The 25,844-nt window shown below is 64.7% G+C and carries 27 protein-coding genes and 1 tRNA gene; 18 read left to right on the plus strand and 10 right to left on the minus strand.

Annotated elements, in window-relative coordinates:
- Window positions 1–2: 2 nt before the first annotated feature.
- On the minus strand, window positions 3–1,109 hold the full coding sequence (locus X265_RS29555) for a molybdopterin-binding protein (RefSeq protein WP_128969460.1): 1,107 nt from the start codon (window positions 1,107–1,109) through the stop codon (window positions 3–5).
- A gap of 54 nt (window positions 1,110–1,163) precedes the next feature.
- Complete coding sequence (locus X265_RS29560) at window positions 1,164–1,991, minus strand: ABC transporter substrate-binding protein (protein ID WP_128968031.1); 828 nt, start codon at window positions 1,989–1,991, stop codon at window positions 1,164–1,166.
- 29 nt (window positions 1,992–2,020) lie between these two features.
- On the opposite strand from X265_RS29560, the gene X265_RS29565 reads away from it, so the two are divergent.
- The 3 genes from X265_RS29565 (at window position 2,021) to X265_RS29575 (ending at window position 4,497) form a co-directional block, all read left to right on the plus strand.
- Window positions 2,021–2,275, plus strand: coding sequence for a hypothetical protein (locus X265_RS29565; protein WP_128968032.1), 255 nt, complete (start codon window positions 2,021–2,023; stop codon window positions 2,273–2,275).
- Window positions 2,276–2,284: 9 nt separating this feature from the next.
- Entirely contained in the window at window positions 2,285–3,178 is an 894-nt protein-coding gene (locus X265_RS29570; protein ID WP_128968033.1) for a substrate-binding domain-containing protein, read from the plus strand.
- A 104-nt stretch (window positions 3,179–3,282) separates the two neighbouring features.
- Entirely contained in the window at window positions 3,283–4,497 is a 1,215-nt protein-coding gene (locus X265_RS29575; RefSeq protein ID WP_128968034.1) for an ABC transporter substrate-binding protein, read from the plus strand.
- Between the two features lie 27 nt (window positions 4,498–4,524).
- Here X265_RS29575 and X265_RS29580 read toward each other — a convergent pair whose 3' ends face one another.
- Window positions 4,525–5,499 carry a TAXI family TRAP transporter solute-binding subunit gene (locus tag X265_RS29580; RefSeq protein WP_128968035.1) on the minus strand — a complete coding sequence of 325 codons (975 nt, stop codon included), beginning with the start codon at window positions 5,497–5,499 and terminating at the stop codon, window positions 4,525–4,527.
- Window positions 5,500–5,603: 104 nt separating this feature from the next.
- Between X265_RS29580 and X265_RS29585 the strand changes: the two genes are divergently transcribed.
- From X265_RS29585 to X265_RS29595, 3 genes are all read left to right on the plus strand, one after another.
- The gene (locus X265_RS29585) at window positions 5,604–6,578 is read left to right on the plus strand and encodes a Bug family tripartite tricarboxylate transporter substrate binding protein (RefSeq protein WP_164938848.1); all 975 of its coding nucleotides are present in this window, start codon (window positions 5,604–5,606) and stop codon (window positions 6,576–6,578) included.
- A 339-nt stretch (window positions 6,579–6,917) separates the two neighbouring features.
- A tRNA-Ile gene (locus X265_RS29590) sits at window positions 6,918–6,993 on the plus strand.
- A gap of 653 nt (window positions 6,994–7,646) precedes the next feature.
- Complete coding sequence (locus tag X265_RS29595; RefSeq protein ID WP_128968037.1) at window positions 7,647–7,964, plus strand: hypothetical protein; 318 nt, start codon at window positions 7,647–7,649, stop codon at window positions 7,962–7,964.
- A 95-nt stretch (window positions 7,965–8,059) separates the two neighbouring features.
- On the opposite strand, the gene X265_RS29600 is transcribed toward X265_RS29595, so the two are convergent.
- Window positions 8,060–11,104 (minus strand): EAL domain-containing protein, encoded by a 3,045-nt coding sequence (locus tag X265_RS29600; protein ID WP_244659423.1) that lies wholly within the window; start codon window positions 11,102–11,104, stop codon window positions 8,060–8,062.
- A gap of 530 nt (window positions 11,105–11,634) precedes the next feature.
- On the opposite strand from X265_RS29600, the gene X265_RS29610 reads away from it, so the two are divergent.
- Window positions 11,635–11,847, plus strand: a complete 213-nt coding sequence (locus X265_RS29610) for a hypothetical protein (protein WP_128968040.1) — start codon at window positions 11,635–11,637, stop codon at window positions 11,845–11,847.
- A gap of 81 nt (window positions 11,848–11,928) precedes the next feature.
- Window positions 11,929–12,240 carry a c-type cytochrome gene (locus X265_RS29615; protein ID WP_128968041.1) on the plus strand — a complete coding sequence of 104 codons (312 nt, stop codon included), beginning with the start codon at window positions 11,929–11,931 and terminating at the stop codon, window positions 12,238–12,240.
- A 22-nt stretch (window positions 12,241–12,262) separates the two neighbouring features.
- Here X265_RS29615 and X265_RS29620 read toward each other — a convergent pair whose 3' ends face one another.
- From X265_RS29620 to X265_RS29630, 3 genes are read right to left on the minus strand one after another with little or no spacing between them, the layout of a single operon-like run.
- Complete coding sequence (locus X265_RS29620) at window positions 12,263–13,759, minus strand: SLC13 family permease (protein ID WP_128968042.1); 1,497 nt, start codon at window positions 13,757–13,759, stop codon at window positions 12,263–12,265.
- A 44-nt stretch (window positions 13,760–13,803) separates the two neighbouring features.
- Window positions 13,804–15,903, minus strand: coding sequence for an acetate--CoA ligase family protein (locus tag X265_RS29625; protein WP_128968043.1), 2,100 nt, complete (start codon window positions 15,901–15,903; stop codon window positions 13,804–13,806).
- On the minus strand, window positions 15,900–16,700 hold the full coding sequence (locus X265_RS29630) for an enoyl-CoA hydratase/isomerase family protein (RefSeq protein ID WP_128969461.1): 801 nt from the start codon (window positions 16,698–16,700) through the stop codon (window positions 15,900–15,902). Before X265_RS29630 ends, X265_RS29625 begins: the two co-directional genes overlap by 4 nt.
- Window positions 16,701–17,009: 309 nt before the next feature.
- Here X265_RS29630 and X265_RS29635 point away from each other — a divergent pair, with 309 nt between their 5' ends.
- Complete coding sequence (locus tag X265_RS29635) at window positions 17,010–17,786, plus strand: IclR family transcriptional regulator (RefSeq protein ID WP_128968044.1); 777 nt, start codon at window positions 17,010–17,012, stop codon at window positions 17,784–17,786.
- Between the two features lie 2 nt (window positions 17,787–17,788).
- On the opposite strand, the gene X265_RS29640 is transcribed toward X265_RS29635, so the two are convergent.
- The gene (locus X265_RS29640) at window positions 17,789–18,736 is read right to left on the minus strand and encodes a LysR family transcriptional regulator (protein WP_128968045.1); all 948 of its coding nucleotides are present in this window, start codon (window positions 18,734–18,736) and stop codon (window positions 17,789–17,791) included.
- A 243-nt stretch (window positions 18,737–18,979) separates the two neighbouring features.
- Between X265_RS29640 and X265_RS29645 the strand changes: the two genes are divergently transcribed.
- From X265_RS29645 to X265_RS40765, 7 genes are all read left to right on the plus strand, one after another.
- Entirely contained in the window at window positions 18,980–19,903 is a 924-nt protein-coding gene (locus X265_RS29645) for an MBL fold metallo-hydrolase (RefSeq protein ID WP_128968046.1), read from the plus strand.
- A gap of 16 nt (window positions 19,904–19,919) precedes the next feature.
- Window positions 19,920–20,915 (plus strand): alpha/beta hydrolase, encoded by a 996-nt coding sequence (locus X265_RS29650; protein WP_128968047.1) that lies wholly within the window; start codon window positions 19,920–19,922, stop codon window positions 20,913–20,915.
- Between the two features lie 235 nt (window positions 20,916–21,150).
- Window positions 21,151–21,669, plus strand: coding sequence for an Hsp20/alpha crystallin family protein (locus X265_RS29655; protein WP_128968048.1), 519 nt, complete (start codon window positions 21,151–21,153; stop codon window positions 21,667–21,669).
- A gap of 70 nt (window positions 21,670–21,739) precedes the next feature.
- Window positions 21,740–22,462 carry a CBS domain-containing protein gene (locus tag X265_RS29660; RefSeq protein WP_128968049.1) on the plus strand — a complete coding sequence of 241 codons (723 nt, stop codon included), beginning with the start codon at window positions 21,740–21,742 and terminating at the stop codon, window positions 22,460–22,462.
- A gap of 22 nt (window positions 22,463–22,484) precedes the next feature.
- Complete coding sequence (locus tag X265_RS29665; RefSeq protein ID WP_128968050.1) at window positions 22,485–22,664, plus strand: hypothetical protein; 180 nt, start codon at window positions 22,485–22,487, stop codon at window positions 22,662–22,664.
- Window positions 22,665–22,885: 221 nt separating this feature from the next.
- Window positions 22,886–23,086, plus strand: coding sequence for a hypothetical protein (locus X265_RS29670; protein WP_128968051.1), 201 nt, complete (start codon window positions 22,886–22,888; stop codon window positions 23,084–23,086).
- Window positions 23,087–23,114: 28 nt separating this feature from the next.
- A complete protein-coding gene (locus X265_RS40765; protein WP_164938849.1) occupies window positions 23,115–23,279 on the plus strand; it encodes a hypothetical protein in 165 nt (54 codons plus the stop codon).
- 42 nt (window positions 23,280–23,321) lie between these two features.
- On the opposite strand, the gene X265_RS29675 is transcribed toward X265_RS40765, so the two are convergent.
- Entirely contained in the window at window positions 23,322–24,080 is a 759-nt protein-coding gene (locus X265_RS29675; RefSeq protein ID WP_128968052.1) for a CBS domain-containing protein, read from the minus strand.
- Between the two features lie 116 nt (window positions 24,081–24,196).
- Between X265_RS29675 and X265_RS29680 the strand changes: the two genes are divergently transcribed.
- Window positions 24,197–24,919: a c-type cytochrome gene (locus tag X265_RS29680; RefSeq protein WP_128968053.1), complete on the plus strand. Its 723-nt coding sequence runs from the start codon at window positions 24,197–24,199 to the stop codon at window positions 24,917–24,919.
- A 127-nt stretch (window positions 24,920–25,046) separates the two neighbouring features.
- Complete coding sequence (locus tag X265_RS29685) at window positions 25,047–25,415, plus strand: rhodanese-like domain-containing protein (protein ID WP_128968054.1); 369 nt, start codon at window positions 25,047–25,049, stop codon at window positions 25,413–25,415.
- A gap of 21 nt (window positions 25,416–25,436) precedes the next feature.
- On the opposite strand, the gene X265_RS40770 is transcribed toward X265_RS29685, so the two are convergent.
- The gene (locus X265_RS40770) at window positions 25,437–25,607 is read right to left on the minus strand and encodes a hypothetical protein (protein WP_164938850.1); all 171 of its coding nucleotides are present in this window, start codon (window positions 25,605–25,607) and stop codon (window positions 25,437–25,439) included.
- Window positions 25,608–25,844 lie beyond the last annotated feature (237 nt).

A 25,844-nucleotide genomic window follows, 5' to 3' on the forward strand; every position in this document is an offset into this window, starting at 1 on the left:
TATCATTCCCGCATCAGATAAGCATCGGCCGGCTCGCCCGCCGCAAATCCTTCGTGGCTGGCGGGAATGAGCAGCCATGCATCCGCGCGGGCGATGGCCTGGAGCGGCCATTCGCCCACGGCAAGCGGCATCCATGTCTTCTGTTCCTCGACCAGCAGCGCGATCTCGGCGACACCCACGTTGGAGGCAATCTTGTGAGCAAGCGGCAAGGTCACTGCGCGGCGCGGCTGCCGCGCAGAGAGGCGATCAACGAGCGGAAGCACCAGCGCAAGCCAGACCGCCAGCGCCTGAGCCGGCGAGCCGGGCAAAGCGGCGACCGGAACTTTTCCGAGCCACCCTGCCGCCGCGGTCCGTCCAGGCTGCAGCGCAAGACCATGGGCAAGTTGTGCTCCGCGCTGAACCAGCGCCGCGATGGCGGCATCCGTACGTCCGACGCCACTGCCGCCGATCGTCAGCAGGAGATCGCAAGAGGAGACGTCGAGCGCCTCCGCGATCGATCTGGCATCGCGCGATCCGGCTTCATGTGCGCTCACATCGAGTCCCATCGCACGCGCGAAGCCGGCGATCATGTGCGTCGTCGCGGTTGCGCCCGGTACATTGACGATACGTAGCCGCGGCCGCCTGACGCTGAGCTTGTCCACACCTGCAACGCGGGCGAGCAGCAGAGCAGCCGCGCCGACCGGACATCCCGCTACGGCCGCGGGCGCATTCTCTGCGATATCGCTGCCACGACGCGCGACGCCTTGTCCCGGCAAGCCCTCCGCCAGCACCAGGGCAAGCGGGCCCGAGACCTCGACCGCGCCGGCATCGAGCACGCAATCACATCCCTCCGGCATGACATCACCGACCTCGACCCATACCGGAAGCTCGGCCAGAGACAGAGGCGAATAAGAGGACGCGCCGACGAGATCGTTGGCGCGCAAAGCCCAGCCGTCCACTGCGGCGATGTCGCGCGGCGGGGAGGCCGGCAGCGATGGCATCCCCGTGGCGATGCAGCCGGCCGCGTCGGCCAGCGGCAATTCGACCGGCGTGACCGGAGCGACGCCGCGCAGCAACGCAGCGAGCGCGGTGTCGAGTGGCGTCAGCGAGGGCGGCAGGCGCTGGGTCATGCCTGACGATGGATCACGCATTGTGCGGTTTGGCAACCGCTGGTGCGTCGGCCATCATCCGCCCGACTTGTCAGCATTCGGAAAGAACACCTGTTGCCCGTCGACCTTGTAGCCGGCGATCGCCGCCTGTCCCTCCGGCGAGATCAACCAGTCGATGAAGGTCTGGCCCAGCTCCTTCTTGACGTTCGGATGCTTCTCCGGATTCACCAGCATCACGCCGTACTGGTTGAGCAGCCGCTTGTCGCCCTCGACAACGATGTCGAGATCGCCGCGATCCTTGAAAGCGATCCAGCTGGCGCGGTCCGAGAGCACATAGGCATTCGCCGTTCGAGCAGCGTCCAGGGCAGCCATCATGCCCGGCCCGCTCTCGCGATACCAGGCCCCCTTGGCGCCGGCGATGTCGATGCCGGCAACGATCCAGAGCGCGAGCTCCGCCGCGTGGGTGCCGGAACGATCGCCGCGTGTCACGAACGGGGTGCCCTTGGCTTCGATCGCCTTCAGCGCCGTGGCGATGTCCTTGCCCTTCACGGCTGCCGGATCGTTTTTCGGCCCGATCAGCACATAATCATTGTACATCACGTCGAACCTCTTCACGCCAAACCCGTCGGTGACGAACTTTTCCTCCTGCGGTCGGGCATGCATCAGCACGACATCGGCCTCGCCGCGTCGCGCCCCGTCGAGCACCTCAGCGCTACGGCGCGCGATCACAGTTACCTCGACACCGGTCTTGTCGCGGAAAATCGGCAGCAGGTAGTCCAACAGGCCGGATTCTTGCGTCGCCGTCGTTGTGGCGAGGACGATACCGCGGTCCTCCGCGGACGAGGCCGCAACGGCCACCGTGAGGCCGCAGGACAGCGCGAATGCAATGGACAGGCGGACCATGTCGGGTTCCCATTGGCTAAGACGTGATCATGATGATGACGGATTGCGCCGCACTCGTGACGCGATGGCTCATCGGGCACGTCTTTCGGGAAATCTCGGCAATGCGCCGAGTGCAATCGCAAGGCGGCGCTCGCGCGCACTCCAAGATCGTTCACCAAAGCAGAAAACGCGCGCGCGGATGTGTTGCAAAGCAGCGAGATGATCGGGCATGGTTCCCGCGGACGAAAACTGAAATGCAGAATTCCACCTGCGTGAACGTCAAAAAGAAGCAAGAATTTGCATAGGAATGCAGGATGGAATTCCTGACGACCAGCGAAGCCGCTGACTATCTCCGCTTAGGCGAACGCAAGCTCTACGAACTCGTCACCAATGGTGCGATCCCCTGCACCAAGGTGACCGGCAAATGGCTCTTCCCCCGGCATGAGCTCGATCTCTGGGTCCTGTCGGGCATGGCGCGACCGGCCGGCATGCTGACCGCAGAGCCGCCGCCCGTCGTGGGCGGCAGTCAGGACGAGCTTCTGGATTGGAGCTTGCGGGAATCCGGCTCTGGCCTCGGATCGATGACCGAAGGCAGTGCGCGTGGGCTCGAGCGTCTGCAACGCGACGAGGTGATGGCGGTCGCGATGCACTTCCACAGCCTCGATGCCGAAGGCAATCTCGCCTCCGATGCCAGCGTGACGGCGCTGCGCGACGCGCCGGATTTGCATGATGCGGTGCTGGTCGCGTTCGCGCGCCGCGAGCAGGGCCTCGTGCTTCCGCCGGGCAATCCGAAACGGCTGCGCGGTCTTGCCGACGTGCTCGCACTCGGCGCCCGGATGGCGACGCGGCAACAGGGCACCGGCGCGCAGATGCTGCTCGACGTGCTGCTGACGCGCGCGGGCGCCTCGATGCGTGATCTGCGGCGGGTGGAGACGCCAGCCCTCACCGGCCCCGATCTTGCCGAGGTCGTCCGTGCCGGCCAGGCCGATTGCGGCGTGGCGACGCGCGCCGCGGCACGCTCCGCCGGGCTCGATTTCGTGCCGCTGGTCTGGGAGAATCTTGATCTCGCGATGCGGCAGCGCAGCTATTTCCGCCCACCCATGCAGGCCCTGATTCGGTTTCTCGGCGAACGGCGGCTGCGCCAGCGCGCCGAGGAGCTGACCGGCTACGATCCCTCGCCCGCCGGGCAGATCCGCTTCGCCGCCTGAGATTGACGCCCACCCCAGAATAGTTGCAAAAGAAACCAATTCAGCCGGGCTGTACCCGGCACAGGCAACTTTCGGCCAACGCGCCGGATCAGGGGAGGACAAACGTGAATCCAAAAAGATTTGGACTACCGGTCGCGGCCGCCTTGACGGCGGCGCTGCTGTCGGGCTCCGCCATGGCGCAGGTGTCCGACGATGTCGTCAAGATCGGCGTGCTCACAGACATGAACGGCCCCGCCTCCGCGCCAACCGGCCAGGGCTCGGTGACCGCGGCGCAGATGGCGATCGACGATTTCGGCGGCACCGTGCTCGGCAAGCCGATCAGCATCGTGATCGGCGACCACCAGCTCAAGGCCGACATCGGCGCCGCGATCGCGCGGCGCTGGTACGACGTCGAGCAGGTCGATCTGATCGTCGACGTGCCGGTCTCGGCCGTCGGCCTTGCAGTGCAGAACATCGCCAACGAGAAGAAGCGGCTGTTCATCACCCATTCCACGGGTACTGCAGATTTCCACGGCAAGTTCTGCTCGCCTTACGCGATCCAGTGGGTGTTCGACACCCGCGCGCTCGCGGTCGGCACCGCGGACGCCGTGGTCAAGCGCGGCGGCGACAGCTGGTTCTTCATCACCGACGATTACGCCTTCGGCCATTCGCTGGAGCGTGACGCTTCGAGCGTCATCACCGCCAATGGCGGCAAGGTGCTGGGCTCGGTGAAGCCGCCGCTGGCAACGCCCGACCTCTCCTCCTTCGTGCTGCAGGCGCAGGCCTCCAAGGCCAAGATCATCGGCATTGCCGCAGGCCCTCCCAACAACATGAACGAAATCAAGACCGGCTCGGAGTTCGGCGTGTTCAAGGGCGGTCAGCAGATGGCGGCGCTGCTGGCCCTGATCACCGACATTCACGGGCTCGGACTGCAAGCCGCGCAAGGCCTGTTGCTGACGACCTCGTTCTACTGGGACATGGACGACAAGACCCGCGAATGGTCGAAGCGCTATTTTGCCAAGATGAACAAGATGCCAACGATGTGGCAGGCCGGCGTCTATTCCAGCGTGATCCACTACCTCAACGCCATCAAGGCTGTCGGCACCGACGATCCGCTCAAGGTCGCAGCGAAAATGCGCGAGACGCCGGTCGAAGATTTCTTCGCCCGTAACGGCAAGCTGCGCGACGACAATCTGATGGTGCACGACCTCTGGCTGGTGCAGGTGAAGACGCCGGAGGAGAGCAAATATCCGTGGGACTATTACAAGATCCTCAGCACCATTTCCGGCGACAAGGCCTTCGGGCCGCCGGACCCGGCATGTGCGATGGTGAAGAAGTGAGAGCGTGACGGTCGCGTCCAGCGACCGTCACTTCACCACCCCGATCTCGCGAAAATATTTCATCACGCCCGGATGGATCAGCTCGGGCTTCGGCGCCGCGGCGACGGTGTTCGCCGCCGTGGTCTCGCAGGCCTGGGCGAGCTTCCTGCAGAAGGTCGGCTCGAGGCCGTGCAGCGTCTTCGCCAGGCGATAGCCGATATCGTCGGGCAGGTCCTCGCGGGTCAGCACAAAGCTCCAGGAGCCGAGCGAGGCGATCGGTTCGGACTGTCCTGGATAGGAGCCGGCCGGCACGGTCAGCGGCTTCAGGAACGCGTGCTTGGCGCGGATGCGGGCGATCTCCTCCGCGTCTGGCGCGATGAAGCGCGCCCCTGTCGCGCTCGAAGCCACCGCCGCAAAGCCGGGCCAGCCGATGCCGGCGCCCCACAGCGCCGCGACGCGGCCATCCTCGACCATCGCAGGGCCGTCGCCGGCACGGTCGAGATAGACGGCCTTGAAATCCTCGTCCTGCCTCAACCCGAGGCCGTCGAGCACATAGCGCGCCAGGATCGGCAGGCCCGAGCCCTTGGCGCCGAACGCGACCGGCTGGCCCACGAGATCGTGGATGGTCCGGTAGGGACTGTCCGCCCTCACCACGAACATGCCGGGGTTGGAATAGATCGCGGTGAGAATCTTCAGCCGCACCTTCGCACGGCCGATGCCGGCGAAGGCCTCATAGGCCGGCTCGCCCGCGACCAAAGCGAGATCGAGCTCGCCCTTCTCCAGCAGCGGAATGTTCTCGTTGCTGCCCTTGGTGTTGCGCGGGGTGATGGTGAGCGCGCTATCAGCCGCATTCATCACCTCGGCAAAGGCGTTGCCATAGAGAGGGAAGCCGCCGCCCGGTGTCGCGGTGCCCAGGCTGATCGTGGTGCTCGAAATGGCGTTGCCTCCGGTTTGAGCGGCGGCGGGGCCTGCAAGGTGATTTGCAAGCAACGCCGCGGCGAGAAGGGTGAGAGCGAATTTCATGGTCGGTCCGGCTGCGCCTGCGTCAACATCGACTTGCGGCGATGTAGGCAGCGGGCGGAATTTGTGAAAGCATGCGCTCCAACAATAAGGCAATGGGAGGCGTCATGTTGCGAATTTTGCGTAACGGTGTGTTCGGGCTGGTCTTGCTGTCGGGTCTTTTCGCCGCCGCCCCTCCCGCCTCCGCCGCCTACCCCGACCGCCCCGTGCACTGGCTGATCGGCTTTGCGGCCGGCGGCCCCGTCGACATCGTCGCCCGCATCATGGCGCAATGGCTGTCGGACCATCTCGGCCAGCAGTTCATCGTCGAGAACCGGACCGGCTCCGGCGGCAACATCGCGGCCGCCGCGGCTATCAACTCGCCGCCCGACGGCTACACGCTGCTGTTCGTCGCGCCCAACAACGCGATCTCGACCTCGCTCTACAAGAAGCTGCCGTTCGACTTCCTGCGCGACACGGTGCCGGTCGCGAGCATCATGCAGCTCACCAACATGCTGGTCGTCTCCAACGCGTTTCCCGCCAAGACGGTTCAGGAGTTCATCGACTATTGCAAGGCCAATCCCGGCAAGATCTCGTTTGCCTCGTCCGGCAACGGCACCTCGGTGCACATGTCGGCCGAACTGTTCAAGGCGATGACCAAATGCGACATGGTGCACGTGCCCTATCGCGGCTCGGCGATCGCCTTCCCCGACATCATCTCCAACAAGGTGCAGCTGATCTTCGACAACCTGCCCTCCGCGATGGAGCAGGCCAGGGGCGGCAACGTCCGCGCGCTCGGCGTGACCTCGCCGCAGCGCTGGCCGAGCGTGCCCGACGTGCCCGCGATCGCCGAGACCGTGCCCGGCTTCGAATCCGTCGGCTTCTACGGCATCTCCGCGCCGAAGGGCACGCCGAGCGAGGTGGTCGAGATCCTCAACAAGGCCGTCGGCGAAGCGCTGAAGGACCCGAAGCTGGTGGCGCGCCTCGCCGAGACCGGCGGCATCCCCAAGCCGATGACGCCTGCCGAGTTCGGCAAGCTCGTCGCTGACGAGACCGAGAAGTGGCGCAAGGTCGTGGAGTTCGCCGGGGTCTCGGTGGACTAGAGCAGCGGCGCGCCACGGGCCTGTCGCCGACGAGACGGAGGGGACCTCCCGGGTCCCCTCGCCTGAAAAATCGAAAACAACCCCATGCACAGTAGAAAGAACACGAAATTACAATGAGTTACGGAACGGATAGGCGAAGTTCGCGGAAAATCGTTTGACTCGTCGGGCAAAACAGGAGCATAAGGGCATCATCGCCGATTTCGGTAATTCGAAAATTTTGGATCTGGGTGCGCACCGGGCTTTCGTCCGCGTGCGCCAGCATTGCACCCCCGCCTCCATCCCTGTAAACGAACCGCGCACCGTTGCCGGCCCGCGCGTTCCCGCGGGGCCGCCGCGGCGGGGCCTGTAGCTCAATGGTTAGAGCCGGCCGCTCATAACGGTCTGGTTGCAGGTTCGAGTCCTGCCGGGCCCACCAGCCTTCGCTCGCTTCGCGAGCTTCGGCTCGGCAAGCCAGTGCCGCACATCAAGAGCGAGACGAGCGAAGGCTGCCGCGCCGAAGACCTGAGAGGGCCAAGGCGGGCGCCCGGGCACGCGAGTTCCGCATCGGACCTCACCCCGCCGCGCCTCCGGATTGCATCTCAGGCGGAGCCTTTCGGTCCGACGACATGAAAGCAAACGCGGAAGAGCAGCCTTCCCCAACGAACCGCTCAATTCCGCTAGGCGCCGCAATGCCTAAACTCGTCAGTTGAGTGCATTTGTTACGGTAGTGAGGACGCATCCTGCCAGCTATCTCGGCGGACGATATTCAGGAGGACAGACCGTCTCTCCGGTGGCCGCTCTGCTGCACGGACCGGTCGCTACGGAGCCCTGCTGAGGCCAGGTGAGCACGAGATAAGCCAGCACGACCGCAACAGCGGCAGCTACACCCGCGATCAGCCATCGCAACCTCATGACCGTCCCCGACGGTGTTCCCCGAGCGGCATGTCAGCGGCCTTATGGTTCGCATTCCTCCGATCTGCTCAAGATTTGTCGATCCCGCCGGGGTTCCGGGATGCCTCGTCTCACCCCGCGCGGCCGGAACGTCGAAAGCTGCGGGTCGTTGACCCCTGCTGAAACTGGAGGACAGAGATGAAAATTGTTCCAAGCATTGGATTGATTGCAGCGTCGCTCGTCGCGGCTACGGTGGCTTCTCCGAGCTTTGCTCAAGGGCCGGGTCCCGGACCCTGCACAAGTTCGGGCAACAGCGCAGTCGGCGTGGAAGGCCCCGCGATGAACGGCGGTCAGTTGATGGCCGGCGTCGGAAACTGTCGTCATCGCCACGCCAGGTGGCGCGACAGCTACGGCTATTATCGGGCGCCGGCCCGCACCGTTTATGATCGCGACTATTACGATCGAGGATATGACGGCCCCGGTGTCACCATCGGCGTCGGACCCGATCGCTGGTAAAGCCCAAGCGGAGGCCGCCCCTGGAGGCGGCCTCTCTCCTAATGACGTTCGGAGCTAATTGTCGGTCGAGGATGGAGTCTTCCCTCGCCGGTCGTTCAGGACACCGCTCGTATCGGGATATTCCGGTTGCGATCGGACGACTCGAGCCGTTGCGGGCGGCCGAGCAGATAGCCCTGCATCTCGTCGCAGCCTTCCTCGACGAGCAGCGACATCTGGGCTTCGGTCTCGATGCCCTCGGCGAGAACCGGGACTCCGAGCCCATGGGCAAGCCCGATCACCGCCCGGACGATGGCGAGCGAGCGCTCGCTCTGTCCGAGCGCGGCGACGAAAGACCGATCGACCTTGATCCTGTCGAGCGGAAACGCTTCGAGGTAGGACAGGGACGAATATCCCGTGCCGAAATCGTCGAGCGCAATCAGGATTCCGAGCGCCTTGAGCGAGGCCATCGTCCGCTTGGCGCGGGACATGTCCTCGATCAGCACGCCCTCGGTGATTTCGAGCTCGAGACGCGTGGCCGCAAGCCCGCTCTCCCGCAGCGCCCGGCGAACCTCGCCGTCGAGGTTTTCCCGGCGGAACTGCGCGGCCGAGACGTTCACGGCGATGCGCAGCGGCCGGTCCCATGACGCCGCTTCCCTGCATGCTTCCATCAGCACCCAATCGTCGATCTGCGCAATGGTGCCGCTTTGCTCCGCGATCGGAATGAACTCTCCCGGCGGAATGACACCGCGCACCGGATGCCGCCAGCGCACCAGCGCCTCGTAGGCGACAAGAGTGCCGTCCCGATGCTGCTGCGGCTGGTACTCCAGATAGAGCTCCCCGCGCTCCACGGCGAGGCGCAGATCGTGCTCCAGCGCACGGCGGTCCCGCAGCTGCTGGTCCATGGCACTGGTGAACAGGCGTATCCCGCCCCTGCCCTCGTGCTTGGCGCGGTAAAGGGCGGCATCGGCGTTCGCCAGCAGCGAAACGGCATTGTCCGCGTCGCGGGGATACATCGCCGCTCCGACACAGAGGTCGATCTTCAGGGCGTGACCATCGACCTCGATCGGACGCTCGAACTCGGCCCGCATCCGCGTAGCGAGCAGCTCGGCCGCTGCAGGAAGGGGCAAGCGGTCGGTGATGCCGACGAACTCGTCGCCGCCGACACGCGCCACATACGAGCCTTGCGCGGCGTCCTGCAGGCGTCGCGAAGCTTCGCGGAGCACGGCATCGCCGACGGCATGGCCGAAACGATCGTTGATCGCCTTGAAGTGGTCGAGATCGATACAGAGCACGGCGAACGGACTGTCGGTGATGTCCGCGCGTTCGATCGCGGCGCCGATCTGCTGGTCCAGGGCCGCCCTGTTGGGCAGTTCGGTGAGCGCGTCGTGGCCGGCGAGATAGCTCACCCGCTGCTGTGCCCGGTTGCGTTCGGTGACGTCGAAGGCCACGCAGACATGAGCCGGCCGCCCCTCGTAGATGAGCGGCCGTGATTCGATCACGACCTCGATCGCCTCACCGTCGGCCGTCCTGTGCAATCCGTGATCGCTTTCGGTGTCCTGCTGCTCGCCATATTCGAGCTGATGTTCGAACATCGCCAGCAGCTCCTGGCGCGAATAGCCGTAGTGCCGGCACATCGCGCCGTTCACGGCAATGAGGTGCCGCGTCTTCGCATCCACCACCCACATCGGAAGCGGATTCTCCTCGAACAGGAGGCGGAAGGAAGCCTCACGGCGCTTGAGGTCGGTGATATCGATGCGAACCCCGATGCTGCCTCCATCAACGGTGCGTCTTTCCTCGACGCGAATCCAGCGGTCGCCCGCCAGATGCTGCTCGTGCGAGTGATGGGGAAGCGCGTGGTGGGCCATGCGCTCCGCGAACCACTCCGCCTCGCGCCCGGCGGCATCAGGATATTGTCCCCCGGCGAGGCCAGTCCGGAGGATGGTTTCGAACAGCGTGCCGACCGCAAGCGCCTGCCGGCTTGCCGAGTAGAATTCGGCGTATTGATGATTCCAGAGGACCAGGCGATCGTCCTTGTCGAACACGGCCAGGCCTTCGGGGACGACATCGAGAGCTTCGGTCAGGTGAGCATGAGCGGCGCGCGCGGCAGCTTCCGCCTGCTCGGCCGCCGCTTTCGCTTCCGCAAGGGCCCTCTCGGTCCGGTGACGATCCGTGATGTCCTCGTGGGTGGCGACCCAGCCGTTGCCCTGCATGGGGCGATGCCGGATGCGGACGATGCGTCCATTGGTCAGTTCGACCGTCGTGTCCGACGGCGCGGCAATCACAGCGGCGCTGTTTCGCCAGACCAGGTAGTCCTGCTTTTCCATCTTCGGCGCGCTGCCGACGGAGTAGCGAAGATCGACGATCTCGTTCAGCTGCATGCCCGGCCGGACCAGCTTCGGATCGAGATCATAGACCTCGAGATACTGCCTGTTGCAGACGATCAGGCGCTGATCCTCGTCGAAGAAGCAAAGCCCCTGGGACATGTTGTTGAGCGCCCTGTCGAAGCGCTCGGCGAAGGCGGTCGCGGTCTGCTCGGCGGCGCGGGCGCGGTCGCCCTCCTCGGACAGCCGGGCGTGGGTCTCGACCAGCTTCACGAAAGAACGGAAATTGGTGCTGATCATCCGGGCAAGCAGGACAAGCAGCGCCAGCAGATTGATCCCGACCGAGACCAGCATCCCCTCGCCCGAGAGCAGCAGCAGCGTGCCGATCGGCACGCCGGCGATCAGCATCGCCAGCCTGGACGAGGGCGGGAAACTGCCGAGGCAATAGGCGGTCCCGACGCATCCCATGAAGAGCAGCAGGGCGATCGAGGCGCGCAGGGCGGGATCGACCACCATGAACAGCGCCAGGATCCAGATCACGAAGCCGGAGCTGATCACCACCGTGGCGAGGCGAACCCTTGCAAGCTCCCGATGCGCCTCCTCGGCGGTGAACTCGGCCTTCTTCAGCCGGAGCCACTGCGCCAGCCTGAAGAGACAGGCCGTCAGGAGAGCGCCCGGCAAGGCAAATCTCAGCCAGGGCGAAACCGTGTTGGGGAGAAACAGCCCTACGCTGATACTGTTGACGAGCAGCACGGCATAGAGAACCGGCACCTGCTCCCGCAGCACCCGGAACTGCTCGACGAGCAGCGAACGACCGAGCGGATCGGTCGTATCACCCACGGAGAAAGAGTTGCGAAGCCGCGCGAAGCCCATCACCTGTTGTCCCAGCCGCCCGAAGGCTAGGGGCAAGAGGCGAAGGACCCGTAAAAGCGCTTGGTGTCTCGGAGCTTAACGGAGTGCTGAAATTATGGAGAGAGCGAGTTCCATGCCCTCCGTCTCTTCGAGGAGGCGACGGATCAGGACGCCCGCTCCCGCCGATCCAACTGCGCTCGTGCGAGGCGACCGTGGCTCTCGTCAGCCAGCAGCTTGCCGGTCGCGCTATTGACGAAGTGGACCGAGCCGCAGGCGAGGCACGTGACGGAAAGATGCGAGTTCCCCGCCTCGGATATGTCGGCAGACGGACCCGAAAGCCGGTGTTGCACGTTCATGCCCGTGCGAGGGCACTTGAAGAGGATGTTGCGATCCATGGACCCAATATGCGCCTTCGCACGCGGCAGCGAAATTGCGGAGCAGTACGTAAGGGCTTGGCCGGATTCCGGGGACGCCTTTGCCAGAGACGCAGAACGTCACGTGAAGGAACAGTAGCCACCATGACCCGCTTCATCGTTCGCTTCATGAAGGAGGTGCTCGGCGAAAGAGGGCAGAGCTCGGAAGTCTGTCAGACTGCCGTCGAGCTGGACGCTCGCAATGCGGAAGAAGCCGAGCAAAAGGCCAAGGATCGCTTCTGTCGAATGCACGGCACGGAGGAGTGGTCTCTGCATGCCGATCACATCAAAGTGGACCCGGCCGATTTTCCATCCTGATCTCGAGCGGAAGGTCTCACCATGGGTCGAAGTCCCGAGCGGCCCGGCCCCATTTCTCTCCCCCAAGCCCGGAGGTCTGGCATGTCGAAAGCGCTGAGTCTCTTGATCCTTGCCGTGGTCGTGTTCGCGCCTCCCAAACCGGCGGCCGCAGCCGATGCACTTCATGGCAAGGACATCGCGACGCGCTGGTGCGCGAGCTGCCACATCGTCGAGAAAGGCCAAACGAACGCGACAGACCAGGCTCCGCCATTCTCCTACCTGGCAAGATCGCCTGATTTCGATCAGAACAAGCTTGCGTTCCTGCTGCTCAAGTCGCACCCGAACATGCCGCAGGTCTCGCTCAACAGGGCCGAAATTTCCGACCTGGCCGACTACATCCGCTCGCTGAAATGACCCCGGCAAGGCCGCAGCGCAATCACTTCCACAACCCGACGAACGGCCAGTAAGTGAACATGAACAGCATGATGAGGCCGTACATGATGACGGCGAGCGGCAGACCGAGCCGCATCATGTCGCGCGTCGTGAAGCCGCCGGCGCCGTAGGCGATCATGGCAGGAGCCGAGGTCACCGGGATGATCGAAAGACATTGGGCGATGAGCGCCACAGCGAGCACGATGCCGACGATCGGCAGGTCCGGATTATGCAGCGAGACCAGGAAGCCGATGATCGCCGGTGTGATCGCGGTGAGGCATGAGGTGATGCTGGTGAAGCAGAAGCGGACGAAGAACACGACGACGAAGATCATGATCGCCAGTGCCGTGACCGACAGGCCTCCCATCCCGGATTCGACGAACGCCACCTTGGACAGCCACGCCGCACCGCCGGTCCTGGTCAGCATCTCCGCCATCGAAATACCCGCGCCGAACAGCAGGATCGAGTTCCAGTCAATTCGCTTGTAGAGCTCGTTGCAGGTGATGACGCCGACACCCGGCAAGACGAGCAGGAGCACGCAAAGCACCGAAATGGCGGATGCCTCGACATGGTGGATCTTGTCGGTCGCCCAGAGCAGGATCGTCAGCGCCATGATGAACGACGCCCGCTTCTCCGCCGTCGACATCGGCCCGATCTCGGCGATGCGCGCGGCGATGTAGTCAGGGCCTCCCGGCAATTCGGCAAACTCAAACTTGAAGAGCCGCGTCGCCAGGAAGTACAGCCCGATCGAAAACACCACCGTGTAGGGAAAGAGGTCGATCAGCCAGTCGAGATAGCCGACCTGAGGCTGACCGGCCCCGGTCAGGAAGTTGACCATCACCGGGTTGGGTGCGGCCCCGGTGAGCACGCCGACACCGGTCACCGACGGCAGGATGCCGGCAAGCAGGAGCATGGCCCTGCCGATCTGGCTGTTGCGGGGAAGACCGAAGGCCTCGGTCAAGCCGATCACGATCGGAACGAGCGTCGCCGCGCGGGCGATCACCGAGGGAATGAAGAAGGTGAGCGCAAAGGCGGTCAGGATGATCCCAAACATGATCGCATGGGTGTTCGCGCCGACCAGCTTGAGGATCAGATAGGCCACCCTTTTCTCGAGCCCCGTGCTGGTGATCGCCGCCGCCATGGCCAGACCCGCCGCGACGAACAGCCAGCCGCTGTTCGAGAAGCCGCTGAGTGCGAGCGGAATGGCCTTTGCCGTTCCGAGCATGGCGCCGGTGCCGCCTGCCGGGGGCGAAAAGCCGAGCGCAAGGATCAGCAGGAAGACGAGCGCGACCGCGCTGACGCCGTACGGAATCGCCTCAGTGATCCACATCAGCACGACGAAAGCCATTACGGCGATGACGCGCTGGCCCGCCGGTGAGAGACCGGCCGGAGACGGCGCCATGATGATCGCCATCGTGATTGCGAGGCCGATCAGCACCGTCAGGAATTTCCTCGTGCCCGGTCCGGTCGTTTCGGACGCAGCATGAACCAGCGTCGACATGCGTTTCCTCCATCCTTTTTTTGTTCGGCGAGGTGCCGGTGGCGTCAGGTTCGACCTGCCGCGCCCAGCATCACGACGCCATCGGCGGCGCGCACACCCTGGCCCGCCGGCAGGACGAAGACCGGGTTGATCTCGGCCTCGATCAGGCGCTCGCCGAGCTGCGCCGTCATCAGCGAAAACGCCACGATGGCAGACTCCAATGCCTCGACGTCCAGCTTCGGCCGTCCGCGAAATCCGTCGAGCAGCGGCCAGGTGATCAGGTCATGCAGCATCGCGAGCGCCTCCTCGCGGCTGAGGCCGCCCATCGGCGGCAGCAGGCGCATGGTCGTGTCCTTGAAGAGCTCCGCGGTGACGCCGCCCATGCCAAGCAGGACCGCCGTGCCGAGCGCATCGCGGTGCATGCCGAGAATCAATTCAGTGCCGCCCGCGACCATCTCCTGAACCAGGAAGCGTTGCGGGCGCTGGCCGGTCGCCTTCTCCACGTCGTTTGCCATGGCGATCAATCGCTCGCCGATCGTATCGGGCGTCAGATTGACGGCGACGCCGCCGACCTCGCTCTTGTGCGTGATCTCTCCGGACAGGATCTTCAGGACGACTTTTCCGCCGAGCTCGGCCGCCGCCGATGCCGCCTCGTTCGGCGTCTGGACAATCCGCTCGCTCACCCCCGGGATGCCGAAGCGCGCGAACAACGCCTTGGCCTCGGCCTCGTCGAGCGAGCCTTCCGGCAGGTCGGCGATGTCAACCTGCCGCTCTAGCAACGAAGCCACTTCGCCCCGCGCGGACCGGCTGGCCTGCAGCAAGCCGGAGAATGCGGAGGCGCAGCTTTCGGCCGATGTGTAAGCCGGCACGCCGCGTGCGGTGAGGACCGCGCCGACATCAGGCGCGTGCGGGCTGACATAGGCGATGACAGGCTTGTCGGATTCGTGCAGACAGTCATGGACGGCGTCTGCCAGCAACGCTGGAGATCCGACCGCCGACGATCCCGCGATCACGACGAGCGCATCATAGGACGGGCTCGCGAGCAAGGCGCGGATCGCACCCCGCAGGATATCCGGATGCAAGCCGGCCAGGGTCAGGTCGACCGGATTGCGGTCGAAATTGGCGTGGGAGCCCGATTGCAGAGCGGCGAGCCGCGCGGCGGTCTTCGCGTCGGGCGCGGGCGTCTCGAAACCGGCGACACCAAGACTGTCCGAGACGATGGTTCCGGCGCCGCCAGTGGACGTGAGGATCGCCACGCGCCTGCCGCCGAGCTTCCGCCCGGCAGCGAGCGCCGCCGGAATATCGAGCAGCTCCTCGAACGTCTTCGCGCGGATCACGCCCACCTGCCTGAACAGCGCATCGTACATCCGATCAGAGCCGGCGAGCGCGCCGGTGTGCGACACCGCCGCCTTGGCGCCGGCCTCGGAGCGGCCGATCTTGAAAGCCACCACCGGTTTGCCGGTTTCGCGCGCCTTTCGTACCGCCTCGCGGAAACGGCCCGGGTGCCTGATTGCCTCGACATACAGCGCGATCACTTTGGTGGCTTCGTCCGCGGCCAGAAACTCGATGAAGTCCGAAAGATCGAGATCGGCTTCGTTGCTGGTGGAGACCAGCTTCGACAAACCGATGCCGCGCGCCGCCGCGCGAGACAGCAGGGCACCGAGAATGCCGCCGCTTTGCGATACCAGCCCGATGGAACCAGCAGGGAAATGATCCATCGCCAGCGCGCCCGAGGCAGACAGCACGATGTTGTCGGTCAGGTTGACGAGACCAATCGTGTTGGGGCCAAGGATGCGCATCGAGCCGGCGGCTTCCAGAAGCACTTTCTGCCGCAGCGCCCCCTCCTCGCCGGTCTCGGTATAGCCGGCGGCAAGGACGATCGCCGCAGCGGCGCCTTTCCTGGCGAGCTCCCGTACGGCGAGATGCGCGCGCTCAGCGGCCAACAGGACAATCCCGACGTCGGGTACACAGGGGAGTGCCTCGATATCGCGGTAGCAGGTCAGCTCCCCGATGCGTTCCACCTTCGGGTTGACGGGGTAGATGGCGCCCGCAAAGCCGTGCTTCTGCAGGAACGACACCGGCCGCCCCGAGGTCTTGTTCGGATCGGCCGAGGCGCCGATGACGGCCACGCTCCGCGGCCGAATGAGACGTGCGACGGCGTTCATGGCGTCACTCCTTCAAGGACCGATTTTGCAAGGAACGCCATCACCGCTTCACGATGCTCGGCGCTGGTGTAGCAGATGGCCTGGGCCTGGCTGCCGAGATCGAAGATCTCGTGCGCCGAACGCTCGAAGGTCTGGTTCAGGATCTTCTTGCTCAGCGCCAGCGCGGTGGGCGATCCCTGTGCGAGCTCGACCGCCCATGCCTGTGCTGCCGATAGCAGCTCGCCGGAAGCGACCTTGCGATCGAGAATGCCGAGCGCGAGAGCCTCTTCCGCCTCCACCATCCGCCCGGTGAAAATCAGCTCCTTGGCCCTGGGGAGCCCGACCCGGCGCGGCAGAAAATAGGATCCGCCGCCGTCGGGGATCAGTCCACGTTTGATGTAGGACCAGGTGAATTTCGAACGCTCCGAGCCGATCAGGAAATCGCATGCGAGCGCGGTATCGGCGCCGAGACCGGCCGCCGCGCCGTTGACAGCGGCGATGGTCGGCTTCGGCAGGTTGAGCAGCATGGATTGCACCCGATGCACGCCCTGCTGCCGGCTCCAGCCATTGAACGCGACTTCGCCCTGCGGAGCTTCCAGGCGCCGCTTCATGCCGCTGATGTCACCGCCTGCACAAAACGCCGAGCCCCGCCCTGTCAAGACCAGCGCCCGGATCGCGTTGTCGCTCGTGACCGCCTGGAGCGCATCCACGAACTCGGTGCGCATGTCGTCGCTCATGGCGTTGCGGCGATCGGGCCTGTTCAACGCGATCGTCGCAACGCCGGCGTCGACCGAGAATTCGATGAGTTGATAGGTCATGTGCAGGCCTTCGATCGTTGTTGGTGCATTCATCGTAGAGGACGCATCATTCCGGCCGCGCCGGCGGTGCCGACCCGGGTCTTGCGGCGCGCTTGCGCCGGGAGATCAACGATGTATCGATTTCAAGCCGGACTCCGTCGCGTCCAAATCGACGAGCCGGGCCGGAAATTATCCAGCAGGACTATGAGACAGCGTTTCGTGCTCCCGAGATGCTTTGCGCTTGGTTTTATGGCTTGCGTCTATAGCGAACTGTCATAGAAAGGTGCAGCCTACGTTTCCATTAAGTGGAATTTGCTCGAGGAGAGGCGGATGGCTCTGACGCGGCAATATGCCGGCGGCGCAAATGGAAACCGATCGCTGGAGCGCGGCATCGAAATCCTGCGCGCGTTCCGGCCCGGCGTCGATACGCTCGGGAATGGCGAGATCGCCGAGCGGACCGGTCTGCCTCGCTCCACGGTCAGCCGCCTGACCAAGACGCTGGTCGCGTTCGGCGTGCTCGACGAAGTCCGGACCGAGCGGACTTATCGATTGGCCGCCGCCGTCCTCAGCCTCGGCCACGCCGTTCGGATGGGATCGCCGGTGCTCAAGGTGCTGGGTCCGCTGATGCGCGCCGAATCCACGCGGCGCCGGCTCAACGTCGGTCTGGCGACGGCCGATCGTGCGATGATGGTCTATCTGGAATCCATCCGCTACAGCCCGCGCCCGACGCTGCGCAGCATCGTGGCGGGTCAACAGGTGCCGATGGAACTGACCTCGCTCGGACGCGCCTATCTCGCGGGGCTTTCGGACGAGAGGCGCGAGAGGCTGCTCGCACAGTTCAGACGCCGCAATGCCGCCGCGACCAGGACCCTGATCGCCGAGGTGCAGAAGTCGATCCGCTCGGTCAGGCGCGACGGCTATTGTGCGGTCTCCTGGCAGCCCGGCGTCCTCGCCGTCGCCACGCCGGTCGTCCTCGAAGGTCTACCGGTTTACGCGCTCAACATGAGCGTGCAAGACATTGAGCCGACCGAAGCCCTTGGTGCGGAGATCGGCAGCTACCTCATCGCGTTCGCCGCGCGATGCAAGGGAGCACTCGCGGGGCGGTGATCTCACGTCGCCGCGGCCGCCTGGTAGAGCCGATCGCGCAGCCAGGCGTGACCTGCATCCTCCTGGTTGCGCGGGTGCCACAGCGCGACGATGCGGGCGGGCGGCAGATCGAGCGGCGGAGGCGTGAGGTCGAGCTCGTGGGCGAAGCGCATCAGGAAGCGCCGCGGCAGCGTGCAGATGCAATCGCTGTGCGCGAGGATGACCGGGGCGAGCGCATAGGTCTGGATCGAGACGGCAACGCGCCTGGAACGGCCGAGCGCAGCCAGCGCGTCGTCGACCAGGCCTGCGAAGCCGCCGCCATCCGCGGAGATCAGCAGATGGTCGGATGCGCAAAACTTGTCGAGATCGAGAGCACCTGTTCCGCGCGGGTGGCCCTTCCGCTGCGCGGTCAGGAAGCTGTCCTCGAACAGTGGACGCTGCATCAGCTCGCCGCTGGTCCGGTCGGGCCCTGTGACCAGAACATCGATCTCGCCGCGTTCGAGGCGATCGACGATATCGGGCGTGGGGTGGACAAGCGCGAGCCGCGTGCGCGGAGCCATCGCGGTCAGTTGGGCGACGAACCCGGGCGCCAGCGTCACCGCCGGATTCTCGTGAATGGCAACGACGAAGGTGCGCTGGTCCCGCGCAGGGTCGAATACCGCCGGTCCCTCGACCATGCGGCGCAGCCGGCCGAGCACCTCTGCGAGCTCCGCCTGCAGCTCTACGGCCCGCGTCGTCGGCACTACGCCCCGCCCCGACGCTGCGGGCACGAACAGCGGGTCGGCGAACACCTGCCGCAGCCGGTTCAGCCGGGCCGACAGCGCCGGCTGCCCGATGTTCAGCCTTAACGCCGCACGGGTGACGTTGCGCTCGCGCAGCAGCGCCTCCAAAGCGAGCAGCAGGCCGAGGTCGATCTCGGCGAGGTCGGAATCGTCGACCGGCCGGCCCGGACCACGTTCGACATCCGTCATCGAGACATCTCCATTTACGCAGACGAGCGCGGCCGGATGAGCCGCGGAGACACAGTTAGGGCTTTCGCGCCGGCATGAAAAGGCAGGCCGCCAGCCCGCGGCATCACCGGCATCGATGTGACCTATCGAGCTCGCGGTACTCCCGGCGGCGCAGCCCGGCTCGTACCTCACGGCCACCACGGCGGGTCCGGGACGTCGGCAATTACGCCGCGTCCGGCCTCAAGCGAAGCGAAGGAGGCCTCGGTGACGCAGGAGACGAAGACCTACCACATTGGTGATGCAGCTATCACGCGGATCGACGAACTGGCGCTGGCGGCCTTTCAGTTCGGCACGCTCTATCCCGGCGCGGATCCGGAGGCGCTGGAACGCCAGCGGGGGCGGCTCGAAGCCGGATCGTTCGATCCTGCGACCGGCACATTCATCCAGAGCATCCACAGCTGGCTGGTCAGAACGCCGCACCACACCATCCTGATCGATACCGCAACCGGCAACGACAAGGACAGACCCGACATTCCGCCGCTGCACCGGCTCAACCAACCCTTCCTCGCGCGGCTGGCTGCTGCGGGCGTCACGCCGGAGGACATCGACTATGTGCTGCTCACCCATGTCCATGCCGATCACGTCGGCTGGAACACGCGCCTTGTCGACGGTCGCTGGGTCCCGACGTTCCCCAACGCGACCTACATCTTCTCGCGCGTCGAGCAGGCCTATGGCGAGAGCCTGGCCAAGGGCGCGGAGCCGGACACGAATCCGGCGCTCGGCCCTGCCCTGCGCAAGCCCGCCGATCGCGTCTATGACGACAGCGTGCGGCCGGTGATCGATGGCGGCCTGGCCCGGCCTATCACCGTGGACGGCGGCGAGGTCCTGGAGGGAATTTCGTTCATCCCGACGCCGGGCCACAGCGTCGACCACGCCTCGATCCGCCTCGTCTCGCGCGGCGAGACAGCGCTGTTCGCCGGCGACGTGATGCATCATCCGCTCCAGGTCTACGAGCCCTCGCTCAACTCCTGCTTCTGCGAATTCCCGGAAGCAGCGCTCCGTTCGCGCAAATTCGCGCTGGAGGACGCGGCCGAGCGCGGCGCTGCCGTCTTCACCACCCATTTCGCGCAGTCCTCCGCCGGGCGCATCACGCGCAACGGCGAGCGCTTCGCCTGGCAATTCCTTTGATCGGGGAAGAACGACGATGGACCAGTACGTTCCTGCACATGAATACAGCGCCGATCTCGTCGTCGAGGATTTCATGATCCCAAGCGACAGCGCCGGCATTTCGCTTCACCTTCGCAACAAGCGCGCCGCCGCGCAAAAGGCTTGCTCCGCCGAGCGGACCATCCTGATGGTCCATGGCGCAACCTATTCGTCGACGAGCCTGTTCGATGTGCCGCTCGGCGGCACCTCCTTCATGGATCATCTCGCCGCGCAGGGCTACGATGTCTTCGCGCTCGACGTGCGCGGCTATGGCGGATCGACCCGGCCACCGGAGATGGACGCGCCGGCGGAGGCTTCGCCGCCGCTCGTTCGTACCGATGTCGCGGTGCGCGACCTCGCCAGTGCGGTCGCGTACATCCTCGAGCGTCGCGGCATCCCGCGGCTCAATCTCGTCGGCATGTCCTGGGGCGGCTCGGTCGCCGGCGCCTACACCGCCGACAACAACGACAAGATCGAGAAGCTCGCGTTGATCGCGCCGCTGTGGCTGCTGGACACTCCGGCTCCGATCGATTCCGGCGGCGCGCTCGGCGCCTATCGCAAGGTTCCCGTGCTCGGTTTCAGGGAGCGCTGGCTCGCGGCGGCGCCGGAGGCGGCGCGCGCGAGCCTCATTCCGGAGGGCTGGTTCGAGCGCTGGGCGGAAGCCTCGCTCGCGACGGATCCGCAAGGCAACACCGAACGCCCCCGCGTGATGCGCGCGGTGAACGGTCCGATCCAGGACATCCGCGACTACTGGGCCGCCGGCAAGCCGCTCTATGACGCCAGCGACATTCGCGTCCCCGTGCTGCTCGTCCACGCCGAATGGGACCGCGACGTGACCACGTCCTCGACGCAGGATCTCTTCCTCTCGCTCAAACGGGCACCGTACCGACGATGGGTGGAAATCGGCGAAGGCACCCACATGGTGCTGCTCGAGAAGAACCGGCTGCAGGCTTTCAATGCCATCAGTCAGTTCCTGGCCGAACGCTGCACATGAAGGACACCGCTGATTGCCGGCGGCCAAAAACGTCTGCAAGGCTGTCCTATGATGCTTGATTGAGCAGGTATCCACGCGCTGCAAGCCGGCTTGGCCATGATCCCGGCAACTCGCAGCCATGCAACTGATGCACCGACGCCGCGTGCAAATTTGCGCGAAATCAACCTGTGCATCAGGAGCCGGGACTACGCTTCGCGGCGACCGGAATGGTCGACCGCGAAAGGAGAGCATGATCATGGCAACCGAGACCAAATTACCCGTCACCAAAACCTCCGCCGCCCCCGCGACCGGCGAGGCGTGGCAGCCGTTCCAGGCGCTGAGAAACGAAATCGACCAGATCTTCGACGATTTCGGCAACGGCTTCTGGAAGCGGCCGTTCCGCTCGCTGGCCCGGCTCGAGCGTGACCTGTCCAGGAATTTCAATGCGCCGGCCGTCGACATCGCCGAAAGCGAGAAGGCCTACGAGATCACGGCTGAGCTTCCCGGCCTCGACGAGAAGAACATCGACGTCAAGCTCGTCAACGGCGGCCTCACCATCCGCGGCGAGAAGAAGGAAGAGACCGAAGAGAAGAAGAAGGACTATTACGTGTCCGAGCGTCGCTACGGCTCTTTCGAGCGCTACTTCGCGCTACCGGAAGGCGTCAACGCCGACAAGATCGAGGCGACCTTCAAGAACGGCGTGCTCAAGGTCGTCCTGCCGAAGACCGAAGAGGCCCAGAAGCCGGCCAAGACCATCGACGTGAAGGCCGCCTGAGGCCCACCGACGCGAGGCTGCGGCCATCGCAGCCTCGCCTCACCCATTCGCCGGCGAACAAGGATCGAACATGCGCGCGCATCATATCATGACGAAAGACGTCGTTTCCGTAACACCGCACACCACGATCGAGGAGGCGGCCAAGATCATGCTCCAGATGCACATCAGCGGTCTGCCGGTGATCGACGATGCGGGCAATCTCGTCGGCATGGTCTCGGAAAGCGACTTCCTGCGTCGCAGCGAGATCGGCACCGGCCGCAGGCACGCTGCATGGTTGAAATTCTTCATGGGACCGGGACGGGCAGCTGCGGAGTTCGTTCACGAGCGCGGCCGCAAGGTCGAGGACGTCATGACCAAGCAGGTGGTCGCGGTGCAGGAAGATACCGGTCTGGCCGAACTCGTCGACCTCATGGAGAAGAACGACATCAAGCGCGTCCCCGTCCTGCGCGGCAAGGCGCCGGTCGGAATTGTCACGAGGACGAATATGCTGCAGGCCGTGGCGAGCCTGGTGCACGAAATTCCCGATCCGACCGCCGATGACGAGCACATCCGCGAACGCATCACACGCGCCGTCAACGCTACCGACTGGCGCCCGATCGGCTTCGAAGTGAATGTCCGCGAGGGTGTGGTGCATCTGCACGGCCTGATTACCACCGATGAGGCCCGTCAAGCCGCAATCGTCGCCGCCGAGAACACCTCCGGCGTCAAGAAGGTTCACGACCATCTCTGCCTCGTCGACACCTATTCCGGATTCTATGTGGAATCGCCCGACGACATGAAGGCCGCGGGCTGAACGCCCGCGGAGCGAAGCGACAATGCTTGGATGGATCGTTCGGATTCTCTTTGCCATAGCAGCGCCGATCACGGCGCTGTTCGTGGCACGTGATGCCCTGAACTTCGGCTTGATCCAGACCATCGTGACCATGTTGCTGGTCACCGGCCTGGTCGGGCTGGTAGCCGCCTTCTCCGGGCGAGACCGACAAGCCCCCCGGTAACGGCCGGCGGGACGCGGCGGCCTCCTCATTCCCGACCCGTTGGTTCTCCGGCTGCTGCCGAACCGATTGAGTGTCCACGGTCCGGCGGGATTCGAGGACGTGACGGCTGCTGTCTCTCCCGTGCAGCTACGGATATCCCCTTAGGTGATGCTCCCAAATTTCGGCCAGAGAATTTATGCGTTAGAAATGATTCATCAGCACGCACCAGCAAGGGGCCTGCAATGAATCACTCGATGCACACGGCGGACAGGGCAACACATCTGAAGGTAGTCGTGGCCGGGCTGATTGCCGGCACCGCGATCCTCACGACAGCGCTGGCTTTGCACCTGACCTATCCTGACATGGACGTGCAGAAGCCGACGACGGTGGCGGTCCACCAGCCTCACCCGGCCCATGTTTTGACCAGGATCGCACAACGCTAGCAGAGAAGGCCTTGCGGAGGATATCCAGATGACCAACGAAGCAATCAAGGCGCTGATGGTTCTCGCGATGTTTGGCATCCTCGAGCTTGCGCTTTATTTTTCGTCGATGACCAGACCTGCCAGGCAGCCGGTCCGCTCGAACAAAGGCCGGGGCCCGACCCGCCCTTTCAGCCGTCGCGCATCCGTAGACTAGGCGATCGCTCACCTGATCAATCGCAGTATCGGGACAGGCAGGTTACAGCGGCTCATCATCCAGCGTGGATGGCTCCGCCTGCACCGAAACGAAGTCCCCACCGCCATACTCGTCCTCCGGATCGGGGCGGGTCGACTGAAGGCACAGGCGGTCATCGACTTCGCGAACGCCTGAAGCGTTCTCACATGCCACGATCGCCGCCTGGCGCGCATTGTCGCCGTTCACGACGCCTCGCAGCGTCACCACGCCGTTCCTGACGCTGACGTTCAAGCCGAGGGGCTGCCAGGACTTCCCCGCCATCGCCGCGAGAACCGTTCGGCGAATCTGGTCGTCGTCCTCCGAATAGCCGGAAGCGCCGGTCAGCGGACCGGCAACCGCAGACAGGAAGTCAGAGCGGGTAATGATGCCGACGATGTGCTCATCGCGCATGATCGGGACGTGGTTGAGATGCCGGCGCTCCATCAGATCGGCAATCTCCTCGAGGGACGCGTCCTCCCCGACCGTCGCGAGATCGCGCGTCATCACCTGCTCGACCTTGCGCCCATGCTCCTTCACGAACTCGCGCGCGATCCGGTCCGCGCCAAGCAGGACGCTCAGCAGCCGGTTGTGGCTGTGCTCCGTTTCCAGCTCCGCCCGCCTGAGAAAGTCGCTTTCGCAGATGATGCCGACCAGCTTTCCCGCCGGATCCGTGACCGGCAGACCACTGATGTGATGCGCCAGCATGATCTTGATGGCCTGAGCGATGGAGGCTTCAGGCCGAATAGTTATGACCCGCCGGGACATTATCTGGTGCGCGCGCATGTCTTCCACTCCGCAGAGAGCCTACAGGTAGTTGCTGGCTCCAACGGGGTCTTGATTGAGATCAACTCCCGGCCGCGATCGACTGTCATGCTGCCGTGAAATCCGGGATATTGGCCATGCGTCTGCCAGCTTTGCTCATCGCTGCGATCTTGACGGCAGTGGCCGCATCGAGCGTCGAGGCGCCGGCTCAAGGCACGTCCGTCGGCGGCTCCGCCGCGCTTTCCGACCTCATGACCCGGCTTCAGCTGCAGCATGCCAAGCTGTGGTTTGCGGGCAAGCTCAGCAATTGGAGCCTGGCGAACTACGAAACCCTGCAATTGGACGACGGCCTTGAAAGGGCGAGCAAGCTCTTGCCTGATCCGGCACGCACCGCGCCGGCCAAGCTTCAGCTGCAAGCCGTGCGACAAGCGATACAGCAGAAAGATGTAGCCGGGTTCATCAAAGCCTATTCGGCCTTGACGGACGAATGCAACAGCTGCCATCGGGCCAGCGGATTCGCCGCGATCACAATCCAGGTACCGCTTCGGCCGCCGGTCGAGAACCAATTGTTCGTCGATCAGATTGCGGAAGGCCGGGCGCAGGCCCATGGGTTCTGCGGAACGTGCCATATCGTGGAGGATGCCGCCAAGGAATCGCCGGCGTACCGCCCCTCGCCACCGAGCTTCCTTGAGATCATCAATCGTCCCTCGTTCTCCCCCGATGCCATCAGGCAATTCCTGACGTCGAGCCATCGCAGGCTTGGACCCGACCAGGCCATGCCCAACCCGCGACTTGCGGATTACCAGATCGACGCGATCGTGGCGTATCTCGAAACATTGAAGGCCCGCTCGTCGCGCTAGGCCGTGCCTTGCTTCCCAGCGCCCATGGCTCCGCGCCAAAGCCGCGATACTCCTCCGATAGGAGGAGGCGAAGCGCGAGCGGTATGCTATCTTCTCCGGCGGCAACAGAAAGAACCGGAGAGAACCAATGGCCACCAGCGTCAAGCAAATGCTCGAAGCAGCGAATGCGGCAGTTCCCAAGATCACGTCGGAACAGGCTTCCGAGATGATCAAGAACGGCAATACGCTTGTCTTGGACGTTCGCGACGCACCGGAGGTCGCGGCCAGCGGCAAGATCGCCGGCGCCGTGAACGTCTCGCGCGGCATGCTGGAATTTCGCGCCGACCCGGAGTCGCCCTATCACGACAAAGCGTTCGACAAGAGCAAGACCGTGATTCTCTACTGCGCGTCCGGCGGCAGATCGGCGCTGGCAGGCAAGTTGCTCAAGGACATGGGTTACGAGAAAGTGTTCAACGTCGGCGGATTCAAGGACTGGACCGGGGCGGTCGAGAAATAGGGCGGCGTCACCGCCGCCGGCCTATTCCATCCACCTCTTGTCTTTCAGGTCCCGGATCCGTCGCTCGGCCTCTTCCCTGGAGGTGACGATCTCGGACTCGTCCGGCACGCGCGCTTCCCTGCTCAATTTCCTGAGCTCGGCCAGTTGTTCCTGGGTGGGCTTTTCCATCGCTCGAACCTTGTCGTAATGCATGGAGGATGACCCGCTTCGCCCACCGGCGGAGCGGCCTTTCGGCAGGCGTGCCGAGCGAACCAGCAAGCCAAGCCTTGGTTCCTAGCGGACGCAGATGCGTGCGAAAGCACCACCTGCGCCAGCCTCACACCAGCTTCGCACCAGAAACTGCGTCGACCGGGATGCCACAATTGCGCTCGGCAGCAACCCGATATCCTCCAGTTTCTGATCAGCCTATGAACCGTCAAGAGCGCCGGT

The organism is Bradyrhizobium guangdongense (assembly GCF_004114975.1).
In the GTDB taxonomy this organism is placed as follows: Bacteria; Pseudomonadota; Alphaproteobacteria; order Rhizobiales; family Xanthobacteraceae; genus Bradyrhizobium; species Bradyrhizobium guangdongense.

What these genes read in the sequence shown, in the direction of transcription:
- X265_RS29555 (WP_128969460.1), bottom strand. Translation starts at nt 1,109, where the DNA reads ATGACCCAGCGCCTGCCGCCCTCGCTGACGCCACTCGACACCGCGCTC.
- X265_RS29560 (WP_128968031.1), bottom strand. Translation starts at nt 1,991, where the DNA reads ATGGTCCGCCTGTCCATTGCATTCGCGCTGTCCTGCGGCCTCACGGTG.
- X265_RS29565 (WP_128968032.1), top strand. Translation starts at nt 2,021, where the DNA reads ATGATGATGACGGATTGCGCCGCACTCGTGACGCGATGGCTCATCGGG.
- X265_RS29570 (WP_128968033.1), top strand. Translation starts at nt 2,285, where the DNA reads ATGGAATTCCTGACGACCAGCGAAGCCGCTGACTATCTCCGCTTAGGC.
- X265_RS29580 (WP_128968035.1), bottom strand. Translation starts at nt 5,499, where the DNA reads ATGAAATTCGCTCTCACCCTTCTCGCCGCGGCGTTGCTTGCAAATCAC.
- X265_RS29585 (WP_164938848.1), top strand. Translation starts at nt 5,604, where the DNA reads ATGTTGCGAATTTTGCGTAACGGTGTGTTCGGGCTGGTCTTGCTGTCG.
- X265_RS29595 (WP_128968037.1), top strand. Translation starts at nt 7,647, where the DNA reads ATGAAAATTGTTCCAAGCATTGGATTGATTGCAGCGTCGCTCGTCGCG.
- X265_RS29610 (WP_128968040.1), top strand. Translation starts at nt 11,635, where the DNA reads ATGACCCGCTTCATCGTTCGCTTCATGAAGGAGGTGCTCGGCGAAAGA.
- X265_RS29615 (WP_128968041.1), top strand. Translation starts at nt 11,929, where the DNA reads ATGTCGAAAGCGCTGAGTCTCTTGATCCTTGCCGTGGTCGTGTTCGCG.
- X265_RS29620 (WP_128968042.1), bottom strand. Translation starts at nt 13,759, where the DNA reads ATGTCGACGCTGGTTCATGCTGCGTCCGAAACGACCGGACCGGGCACG.
- X265_RS29625 (WP_128968043.1), bottom strand. Translation starts at nt 15,903, where the DNA reads ATGAACGCCGTCGCACGTCTCATTCGGCCGCGGAGCGTGGCCGTCATC.
- X265_RS29630 (WP_128969461.1), bottom strand. Translation starts at nt 16,700, where the DNA reads ATGACCTATCAACTCATCGAATTCTCGGTCGACGCCGGCGTTGCGACG.
- X265_RS29635 (WP_128968044.1), top strand. Translation starts at nt 17,010, where the DNA reads ATGGCTCTGACGCGGCAATATGCCGGCGGCGCAAATGGAAACCGATCG.
- X265_RS29640 (WP_128968045.1), bottom strand. Translation starts at nt 18,736, where the DNA reads ATGACGGATGTCGAACGTGGTCCGGGCCGGCCGGTCGACGATTCCGAC.
- X265_RS29650 (WP_128968047.1), top strand. Translation starts at nt 19,920, where the DNA reads ATGGACCAGTACGTTCCTGCACATGAATACAGCGCCGATCTCGTCGTC.
- X265_RS29655 (WP_128968048.1), top strand. Translation starts at nt 21,151, where the DNA reads ATGGCAACCGAGACCAAATTACCCGTCACCAAAACCTCCGCCGCCCCC.
- X265_RS29660 (WP_128968049.1), top strand. Translation starts at nt 21,740, where the DNA reads ATGCGCGCGCATCATATCATGACGAAAGACGTCGTTTCCGTAACACCG.
- X265_RS29665 (WP_128968050.1), top strand. Translation starts at nt 22,485, where the DNA reads ATGCTTGGATGGATCGTTCGGATTCTCTTTGCCATAGCAGCGCCGATC.
- X265_RS29670 (WP_128968051.1), top strand. Translation starts at nt 22,886, where the DNA reads ATGAATCACTCGATGCACACGGCGGACAGGGCAACACATCTGAAGGTA.
- X265_RS40765 (WP_164938849.1), top strand. Translation starts at nt 23,115, where the DNA reads ATGACCAACGAAGCAATCAAGGCGCTGATGGTTCTCGCGATGTTTGGC.
- X265_RS29675 (WP_128968052.1), bottom strand. Translation starts at nt 24,080, where the DNA reads ATGCGCGCGCACCAGATAATGTCCCGGCGGGTCATAACTATTCGGCCT.
- X265_RS29680 (WP_128968053.1), top strand. Translation starts at nt 24,197, where the DNA reads ATGCGTCTGCCAGCTTTGCTCATCGCTGCGATCTTGACGGCAGTGGCC.
- X265_RS29685 (WP_128968054.1), top strand. Translation starts at nt 25,047, where the DNA reads ATGGCCACCAGCGTCAAGCAAATGCTCGAAGCAGCGAATGCGGCAGTT.
- X265_RS40770 (WP_164938850.1), bottom strand. Translation starts at nt 25,607, where the DNA reads ATGCATTACGACAAGGTTCGAGCGATGGAAAAGCCCACCCAGGAACAA.